Source organism: Skermanella sp., assembly GCF_059503625.1.
In genome coordinates this window covers 1-3104 of record NZ_JCACHA010000263.1, presented here as the reverse complement: position 1 = coordinate 3104, position 3104 = coordinate 1, and the positions used below count along the sequence as shown (strand labels likewise).

Below are 3104 nucleotides of genomic sequence, written 5' to 3'. Positions count from 1 at the left end.
ACTGGTAATCAGCAGCGACTTCCTGCCGTAGCGCTCTTCGACGATCTCCAGCAGGTCACGGCGCTGGTCTGCTCCCAGAGGCTCCGGCCCCCAATCGTCGAGGACCATAAGATCGGGCTTTCCATAGCTGCGTAGCAGCCGGGTATAGCGGCCGTCACCACGCCCCAGCGCCAGATCAGCGAACAACCGCGATGCCCGCACGTAGAGCACCGACAGGTTCTCCCGGCAAGCCTGATTGCCGAGCGCGCACGCCAGCCAGGTTTTGCCCACCCCGCACGGTCCGGTGAGGATCAGGTTGCGGTGCTCCCGGACGCAGGCGCAGGTCCCCAGCTTGAGGAACAGCGCCTTGTCCAAGCCCCGCGCCGCCCGGTAATCGACATCCTCGATCACCGCCAGATGACGCAACCGGGCACGCCGGGCCCGGCTCTCGTAGAGCTTCTGGTTGCGCCGCGTCACCTCGTGCTCGAGCAGGACGCCGAGCCACTCGGCATGGCTCAGCGTGGCCGCCGCCGGGTTGGCCGCCAGCTCCTTGAAGCCCTTGGCGCAGCCTTCCAGGCCGAGGTCGTGCAGCAGGTCCAGGGTCGGGTGTGTCAACATGGTCAGGACCTCAAGGGAAGTAGCGCGAGCCGCGGATGTTGGCGTGCACCAGGGGCGCCGCCTCGGCCGTCGGGGCCGCCGGCTGGCGGTCCAGGTTGTTCTCCAGGATCGAGGCGATGCTCCGGCCGCCCAGCGCGCCGATCGTTAGCGCCCGCGCGCTGACCGCTTCGGCCCGCTCCCCATTGGCGCCTCGGAACAGCTTCAGCACGCCCTGGCAGCTCCGGTAGCCCTGCTCGAGATGACGCCGATCAGCCAGGATCGCGGCGATCAGGGCCTCGGTCGAGGGACCGAACTGCCGTGCCCGGCTGAGGAAGTGCTCGGCGCTCCACTCGGCATAATGGCGGTGGCCCGCCGGCATGTGATCGCTCAGCGTGGCCGTGCCCGACGCAGCGCGTGGATGGGCCGCCACCCGCCGACCAGCCCGGAACACCTCGACCGTGCGCGCACCCAGCCGCACCTCGACCTCCTGACGGATCAGCGCATACGGCACCGAGTAGGCGGCGCCCGCGACTTCGACGTGATAGTCCAGCCCAACCCGCACCCGCAGCCATTCGGCATACTCGTAAGGCGTCTCGGGGAGCGGGTTCAGAGCTGGCCGGTCGAGTTGATCGAACAACTCACGACGGCTCACGCCCAGCCGCCGCAGCGGCTTGGCATTGAGCCGCTCCAGGGCAGCGGCAATTTCCCGGTTGCACTCCTCCAGCGAGAAGAAAGTCTGTCGCCGCAGTCGGCCCAGCAGCCACAGCTGAACGACACGGACGCCGGCTTCGACCTTTGCTTTGTCCTTCGGCTTCAGTGGCCAGGCCGGTAGAATGCCGGTTCCGTAATGCTCGGACATCCGGCCATAGCTCCGGTTCAGTTCCGGATCAAAGAAGTTCGCCCGATGAACACCGGACTTCAGATTGTCCGGAATGACCAGCCGTGGCACCCCGCCGAAGAAGCCGAACATGCGGGTGTGGGCGCCAATCCAATCCGGCAGCGTCTGGGTCCACACCGCTTCGGCGTAGGTGTAGCTCGACGCTCCCAGCACGCCGACGAAGATCTCCGCCGGCCGCACGGTCCCCGAGGCCGGGTCGACCACCTCCAGCCGCTTGCCTGAGAAATCCACGAAGACCTTGTCGCCCGCGACATGGTGCTGGCGCATGGTCGGCGACAATCGACGCTCGAACTCGCGGAACAGGTCGCAGAACCGGCTGTAGCCGTATCCTCCGGGCTCTCCCTCGCGGTATTCTTCCCACAGCGTCATCAGCGTCACGCCGGGCCGCTTCAGTTCGCGCGCAACCATCGCCCAGTCCGGCTCGACCCGGCGCCGGAAGCCTGGCCGGCAGCCCGACCGGGGAAACAGCAGTTGCTCCAGCACCTCGTCGGTTACGTCGTCGGGCAGTGGCCAGGACAGTCCGGCTGCCTCGACACGCGCCAGATATTCCTGGATCGTGCTTCGGGCGACGCCGATCTGGCACGCGATCGTGCGGTCGCTCAGTCGGGCACCGCTGTGCTTCAGGCGCAGCAGAGCTCTCAATTGTCGCATCGTCAGCCTCTTCTTCGCTGGCATCGACCACCCCCAGGTTCACAACTGGTGGGAGTAGATGCAGGTTGAGTACTGACCTGTCAGCAGTCTTGCCCGGCCTCCTCCGGAAGGCTGATTGTCGTCGCCGAAGTGGCCGACATCATCTCGGAATGATGGCCGGCTTCATTCCGGAACAGTGGCCGGCTTCACGTCGGAATGCATGGCCGACTTCAATCGGAATCATCAACTCGATGACCGAGAAGCTGCTGTCGGCGACCGCGACAACCCGCCGGTCCGGCAACCAGCGGGCGGTCTGGAGCAACGCCTGACGGCCCCAGTCGGTCAGCTTCTTGTGCCGTCGGCCCTGCTTTTGTGCGTAGCGTTCGGACGGTGCCAGAATGGTCAGGAACGGCAGCGCCCAGACGCAGCCGGCCCACGGAATGGGTGCCAGCAGCATGACACACAGCCAGCGCAGACCACTCGCTTTGACAAAGTGGCCATGACTGGAGCGGACTGGGTCCCGGTAGATACCGCGCGCCTTGATCTTCGCTCCCCAGCGGCGTTCGATTGTATCGTCGAGACCGATGACGACCGGCCCATCCCGGACAAAGGCGGCGACCAGCAACCGCAGCAGGCGATGGGCCACGCGCCGGGCCGACCAGCGGGCGGTGCTCAGCACGCGATGATAAACGGCAAAGCTCGCGCTCTGGTCCAGGTCCATGACCCGCAGCGCCGCACTCACGGTGCGTCGCCCCGGGCTCAGCAAAGCTCCGGTGACCAGCACCAGCACGTGGTCCCATGCATATTTCGGCTGAATCCGTCCTCTGATTTCGGGGGAAAGCGCCCCCCTGTTTCGGTCCAAACCGCTCTGCCGTTTCGGTGATTTCGCCCACACGTGGGAGTAGAGGTGAGCGGCGTCTGATCCAGCATCAGCATCTACACTGCGGTCCTTGCGATGATGGGCAGGGAGGGTGGGATGCCGCGGGAGAGATCGGACATG

3 protein-coding genes are annotated in these 3104 nt (G+C 66.0%); all 3 read right to left on the bottom strand.

The genetic code is table 11. The features are described from left to right. Positions 1–597 (bottom strand): ATP-binding protein (locus AC5JJ6_RS06265; protein ID WP_496041215.1); only part of this gene is annotated, 597 nt, incomplete at its 3' end. Positions 598–607: 10 nt separating this feature from the next. Continuing rightward, positions 608–2149 carry an IS21 family transposase gene (gene istA / locus AC5JJ6_RS06260; RefSeq protein ID WP_496041214.1) on the bottom strand — a complete coding sequence of 514 codons (1542 nt, stop codon included), beginning with the start codon at positions 2147–2149 and terminating at the stop codon, positions 608–610. 115 nt (positions 2150–2264) lie between these two features. After that, on the bottom strand, positions 2265–2894 hold the full coding sequence (locus AC5JJ6_RS06255; RefSeq protein ID WP_496041213.1) for a transposase: 630 nt from the start codon (positions 2892–2894) through the stop codon (positions 2265–2267). Positions 2895–3104 lie beyond the last annotated feature (210 nt).